At 63.3% G+C, this 5375-nt stretch carries 4 protein-coding genes and 1 pseudogene; 2 read left to right on the top strand and 3 right to left on the bottom strand.

What is annotated here, in order from left to right:
• Nucleotides 1–797 (bottom strand): LysR family transcriptional regulator (locus tag ACTIIH_RS15805; RefSeq protein ID WP_441452787.1); only part of this gene is annotated, 797 nt, incomplete at its 3' end.
• Nucleotides 798–920: 123 nt separating this feature from the next.
• Between ACTIIH_RS15805 and ACTIIH_RS15800 the strand changes: the two genes are divergently transcribed.
• Both ACTIIH_RS15800 and ACTIIH_RS15795 read left to right on the top strand, forming a co-directional pair.
• A complete protein-coding gene (locus ACTIIH_RS15800; RefSeq protein WP_441452786.1) occupies nt 921–1913 on the top strand; it encodes a putative oxygenase MesX in 993 nt (330 codons plus the stop codon).
• 17 nt (nt 1914–1930) lie between these two features.
• Nucleotides 1931–2971, top strand: a complete 1041-nt coding sequence (locus ACTIIH_RS15795; protein WP_441452785.1) for a methionine synthase — start codon at nt 1931–1933, stop codon at nt 2969–2971.
• 222 nt (nt 2972–3193) lie between these two features.
• Here ACTIIH_RS15795 and ACTIIH_RS15790 read toward each other — a convergent pair whose 3' ends face one another.
• Both ACTIIH_RS15790 and ACTIIH_RS15785 read right to left on the bottom strand, forming a co-directional pair.
• Nucleotides 3194–4027, bottom strand: coding sequence for an aldo/keto reductase (locus tag ACTIIH_RS15790; protein ID WP_441452784.1), 834 nt, complete (start codon nt 4025–4027; stop codon nt 3194–3196).
• Nucleotides 4028–4270: 243 nt separating this feature from the next.
• Nucleotides 4271–4435: pseudogene (locus ACTIIH_RS15785) on the bottom strand (DJ-1/PfpI family protein); the annotation flags it as partial.
• Between the last annotated feature and the right edge of the window lie 940 nt (nt 4436–5375).

The following is a 5375-nucleotide window of genomic DNA, read 5'->3' as shown; positions in this document are numbered from 1 at the left end:
ATGGCCGGATCGAGATCGTCGCTGATGATGCCCGTCGAGATGGTGTAGCCGTCGAGTCCGATCATCAGGTTGAAGATGGTCGCACGGTCAGAGACCCGGATCTCCTGCTTGCTCGACAGGGTGGAGAGAATCTCCTCGGCGAAGGAGAACGAGTTGTTCGCCCCCTGGTCGAAAGTGAGCCGCGGCAGGGCGGCGAGATCGTCAAGGGTGACGCGGTGGCGGGAGGCAAGCGGGTTCGTACGAGAGATGAAGATGTGCGGGGAGGCGAGGAAGAGCGGGTGGAACGCAAGCCCGGAGTCTCGCAGCAGTTTGTCGATGACCTTCCTGTTGAAATCGTTGCGATAGAGGATGCCGAGCTCACTGCGGAGCGTGCGAACGTCTTCGATGATGTCCCAGGTACGCGTCTCTCGCAGCGAGAACTCGTACTCGGCGGCATCGCTGGACTTGACCATCCGAACGAAAGCATCGACGACGAACGAGTAGTGCTGCGCCGAGACTCCGAGCAGACGCCGTGACGGTGGGCGCCCTAAGTAGTGCTGTTCGAGCAGTTCCACCTGTTCGATGACCTGCCGGGCATAGCCGAGGAACTCCACACCGTCGGCAGTCAAAGTCACCCCGCGAGCGGATCGGATGAGCAGAGCGCGATCCACACGAGTCTCCAGGTCCTTCATCGCGGCAGACATGGTCGGCTGGGAGACATAGAGAAGATCGGCGGCGGCGGTGATCGACCCCTCCGAGGCGACCTCGATGAAGTACTGGAGTTGCAGCAGCGTGACGCTCTTCAGACCTCGAGACATAGTCCAAGGCTATAGGAATCCATAGTTCCCCCGAGTTACCTGATGACCGCCGGGGACGGGCAGGATGGATCACAGACATGCAAGCGACCACAACCGGCCGAACACCCACCGAATTGGACGTCCATGACACCTGAGTTCTCATACAGCATCACCACGACTCGATTCGACGAGGACTACTCGCCATCGGAGAGCACCCGAGCGACGACGAACTTCGCCAACCTCGCCAGGGGCGAGAACCGTCGGCAGAACCTCCGCACTGCTCTGAGCATCATCAATCGCCGCTTCAACGAACTCGCGTCCTGGGACAATCCCGACCGGGATCGCTATGACCTCGAACTCGACATCGTCTCCGGAGGACTTCACTTCACCACCGGCGGCCGGGAACAGGAGTTCCCCCTGCTCGAAGTCCTGGATATCCAGATCATCGACAGACTGACGGGAAAACATCACCCCGGGATCGTGGGGAACAACTTCTCGTCCTTCGTCCGCGATTTCGATTTCAGCGTGCGGCTGCCGGCTGCCAATGAGGCCGCAACCGAGTTCACGGTCCCCGATGACTTCGGTGATCTGCATGGCAAACTGTTCCAACACTTCCTCGATTCTGCTGTCTATCGGGAACGATTCCAGACAGCACCCGTGATCTGCATCAGCGTGTCCACGAGCAAGTCGTACCGTCGGACAGACAATCACCACCCGATTCTCGGGTTCGAATACCAGCAGGACGACTACTCGCTGACAGATGACTACTTCGCGAAGATGGGACTCCAGGTGAGGTACTTCATGCCGCCGGGCAGCGTCGCACCGCTGGCCTTCTACCATCGCGGCAACCTCCTCGGCGACTATTCCGATCTGGCGCTCATCGGCACGATCAGCACGATGGAGACTTTCCAGAAGATCTATCGGCCCGAGATCTACAACGCGAATACCGCCGCCGGAGAGATCTACCGGCCGACGCTGGACCGGCACGACTTCTCGCAGATGCCTGTCTCATATGATCGCGTCGAACGCAGCCAGCTCGGCATCAGACAGGGGAAGTTCACGGAGGAGTTCTTCGTCAACCCGCACCGAGAGATGCTCGAGCAGTGGGCGTCCGACCGGCCCGTCCCAGTCGCATGACCTCAGGAGAAGAAACGATGACTCAGCCGCTGTTGCCCACCTCAATCGTCGGCAGCCTGCCGAAGCCGTCCTGGCTCGCGCAGCCCGAAACCCTCTGGTCCCCTTGGAACCTCCAGGGCGATGCCTTGGCCGAGGGCAGGTACGATGCTCTGCGCATCTCGACTCATGAGCAGACCAACCGAAGCATCGACATCATCAGCGACGGAGAGCAGACCCGGCAACATTTCGTAACGACGTTCATCGAGCATCTCAGCGGAGTCGATTTCGAGAAGCGGAAGACGGTTCGAATCCGCGATCGCTACGACGCAAGCGTACCCACAGTCGTCAGCGCCGTGAGCCGCGAGAAACCGGTCTTCGTCGACGATGCGAAGTTCCTCCGCCAGCAGACCGATCAGCCGATCAAGTGGGCACTGCCGGGACCGATGACGATGATCGACACACTCTATGACGACCACTACAAGAGCCGCGAGAAGCTGGCCTGGGAATTCGCCACGGTCCTCAATCAGGAGGCAAAGGACCTGGAGGCGGCGGGGGTGGACATCATCCAGTTCGACGAGCCCGCATTCAATGTCTTCTTCGAGGAGATGAAGGACTGGGGAGTCGCCGCGCTCGAACGGGCAGCGGAAGGTCTGCGCGCCGAGACCGCAGTGCATATCTGCTATGGCTATGGGATCAAGGCGAACAACGACTGGAAAACGACCCTCGGGTCCGAGTGGCGCCAGTACGAGGAATCGTTCCCTCTCCTGCAGCGCTCGAGCCTCGACATCGTCTCGCTCGAATGCCACAACTCCCATGTCCCGATGGACCTCATCGAACTGATCCGCGGCAAGAAGGTCATGCTCGGCGCCATCGACGTGGCAAATGACACCATCGAGATACCGGAGGAGGTCGCCGCCACTGTGCGCAAGGCACTGAAGTTCGCCGACGCGGACAAGCTCATTCCGAGCACGAACTGCGGCATGGCCCCCTTCGCGCGCGACGTCGCCCTCGCGAAGATGAGCGCCTTGAGCGCGGGAACAGCGATCGTCCGCGAGGAGCTGGTTTCGACAGGGGTCTGACCGCCGCCGCACTCCATCCGCACATATCCCGAGCCGTCGGGCCTCTCCGCGGCGATTAGGGCGTTCTGAGCCCGGGAAGCACAGTGACAGCTCGAGCTGACGTTGCCACAGTGCACCAGCCTCTGCCGCAGACGCCGGGCAGAACGGAGAGCGCCCACCTATCAGCGCTTGCCTCAGACGTTGAAGCGGAACCTTCGGCAGAGGCTGCGCCCTTGGTCAGGGTCACAGCATTTCTAGTGGTCGCGGTCCGCTCGGGGGCTGAAACGCACGGTCCAGAGCATCCAGGTCTTCGCGGGTCAGCTCCACGTCCAGTGCTGTGGCGTTGTCTCGCACGTGCTGCGGGCTGCTCGCTTTGGGGATCGTGCAGAGCGAGTCGCGGCGCAGCACCCAGGCGATGGCGGCCGCCGCGGCGCTGACGCTGTGACGCGCCGCGACGTCGTTCAGCGACGTGTCGTGAAGGATGCGGCCCTGCTCGATCGGCGAATACGCCATGACCGGCAGCTGGTGGTCGGCGCACCACGGCAGGAGGTCGTACTCCGGTCCTCGCCGCGACAGGTTGTACAGCACCTGATCCGTGGCCAGCCCGCTGCTGCCCGGCACGTCCTGCAGGTCAGCGAGGGCCCGGTGGTCGAAGTTGCTGACGCCCCAGTATCGGATTTTCCCGTCCTCGACGAGCTGTTGGAAGGCCGCGACGGTGTCCTGCAGCGGGTACCTGCCCTGCCAGTGCAGCAGGTAGAGATCGATCCGATCGGTGCCCAGGCGTTTCAGGCTGCGTTCGCAGGCCGCAATCGTGCCGGAACGGGAGGCGTGGGACGGAAGGACCTTGCTGACCACGAATGCCTCGTCGCGGCGACCCGCCAATGCTTCACCGACCACCTCCTCCGCGCCGCCGTCGGCGTACATCTCGGCGGTGTCGACCAGCGTCATGCCCAGCTCGAGGCCGGCGTGCAGCGCGGCGACCTCGTCGCCGCGGCGGCCGGGGTCCTCACCCCAGCCCCAGGTGCCCTGGCCCAGCACAGGGATGGACTCCCCGCTCGGCAGCGTTATCCGTCGCATCCGCGATCACTTCCTTCTGGTTGTCCTGAGGTGGGACGTGGGCTGAGATCCTCGAAGGGCCAGCGCGTCCGCGACCGGTGCTGGCTTACTGCGTGGGTCATCGGTCGAGTTGGAAGACGGCCCGGACGCAGCCGTGCTGCTTGTTCTTGGTACCGAGGTGCCGGGTGTCGAGCTGCTAGTCAGCCCCGCCTGCGCCATGTGGCGTACCGGGCTGCTCACGAGCAGTTTCCGGCGTCGGTTGGACTAAACAATACTCCCACGGCGGAACAAAAAGAAGAGATCATCGGGTGAGCGGCTGGTGGCCAGGTTCCCGTCTCGGGCCGCCTCTTGGTCCACCACGTTCGCGCCGGTGTTGCGCAGGTCGGTGCGGATGCTGGGGAATGGGGTCAGGGTCCAGCCGGTCACGAGACGTTATGGCCCTGCCCGGACTGCCCGACCACCCCGCCTTACGACCCCGCTCGCCAGTACTGGGGCCCCGCGCGATGCTCGGCGGGCCGCAGACCTCGTTCCTGCTGCCCGCGCCAACCGAACCCGGCGGCTACCTGCGCGTCATGGCTCTGGGCATGCCTCAAGACGCTCCCCGCCACCTGAGCCCGGTCGTCGTGCTCTCACCCTGCGAGGACCTACACGGGCTAGCCCACCGCGAGCTCGAGGTTCTCGGCGTGCTGATCGCCTGTCGAGGGGTATCGAACATTTCACAGGACACGCGGCGAACTCTTCGCCGAACCGGATGATCAGCGGGGTCTGCGAAGAATAGTCCTCGCCCGCTGGCGGGTGCCGTCGTCGCCGGTCAGTGCATCTGGGACGGCTCCAGGTCGATGCGCACCTCGACCAGCTTGTAACCGTAGAATTCGTCGGCGGAGTTCCTGTTGCGGTTGCTCAACGCCTCATTGCGAGGCATGTTCTTCTCCTCTCCGCCGTGCTACAGAAGTGCTACCAGACGGCGTGTCGCTACGTGATTCTGTAGCACGAATTAGGCCTCTGACCTGGGGTTTAGACATTGAAGCGGAACTCGACGACGTTCGGTAGCCGAATAACCTTTGACGTAGATTGACTCCACGAGTGCTGAGCCTCGGCGGGCCGCCGTCTACCTGCGGATCTCTCAGTATCACGAGAACCGTCGCCTGGGCGTGGACCGCCACAGGGAGGACGCCGAGGCGCTCATCAAGGCTAGAGAATGGACTCCAGCAGGGGTCTACGAGGACAACGACATCTCCGGCAATGGAGTTCTCCGATGGCGCCATCGCCCCCGCCCTGCTGGGCGAGGACCTGACGGCGGGCCCCACACGACCCCGGCGGGCACGCGCCTGCCGGCCGCGCGGTGGGCAATCGCGGCGGCGCCGGCCGG

It is taken from the genome of Brevibacterium sp., assembly GCF_052105255.1.
GTDB lineage: Bacteria > Actinomycetota > Actinomycetes > Actinomycetales > Brevibacteriaceae > Brevibacterium > Brevibacterium linens_B.
Note: the sequence above shows the minus strand (reverse complement) of the source record. Positions and strands in the feature narration are given on the sequence as shown.

What these genes read in the sequence shown, in the direction of transcription:
- ACTIIH_RS15790 (WP_441452784.1), bottom strand. Translation starts at nt 4,027, where the DNA reads ATGCGACGGATAACGCTGCCGAGCGGGGAGTCCATCCCTGTGCTGGGC.
- ACTIIH_RS15800 (WP_441452786.1), top strand. Translation starts at nt 921, where the DNA reads ATGACACCTGAGTTCTCATACAGCATCACCACGACTCGATTCGACGAG.
- ACTIIH_RS15795 (WP_441452785.1), top strand. Translation starts at nt 1,931, where the DNA reads ATGACTCAGCCGCTGTTGCCCACCTCAATCGTCGGCAGCCTGCCGAAG.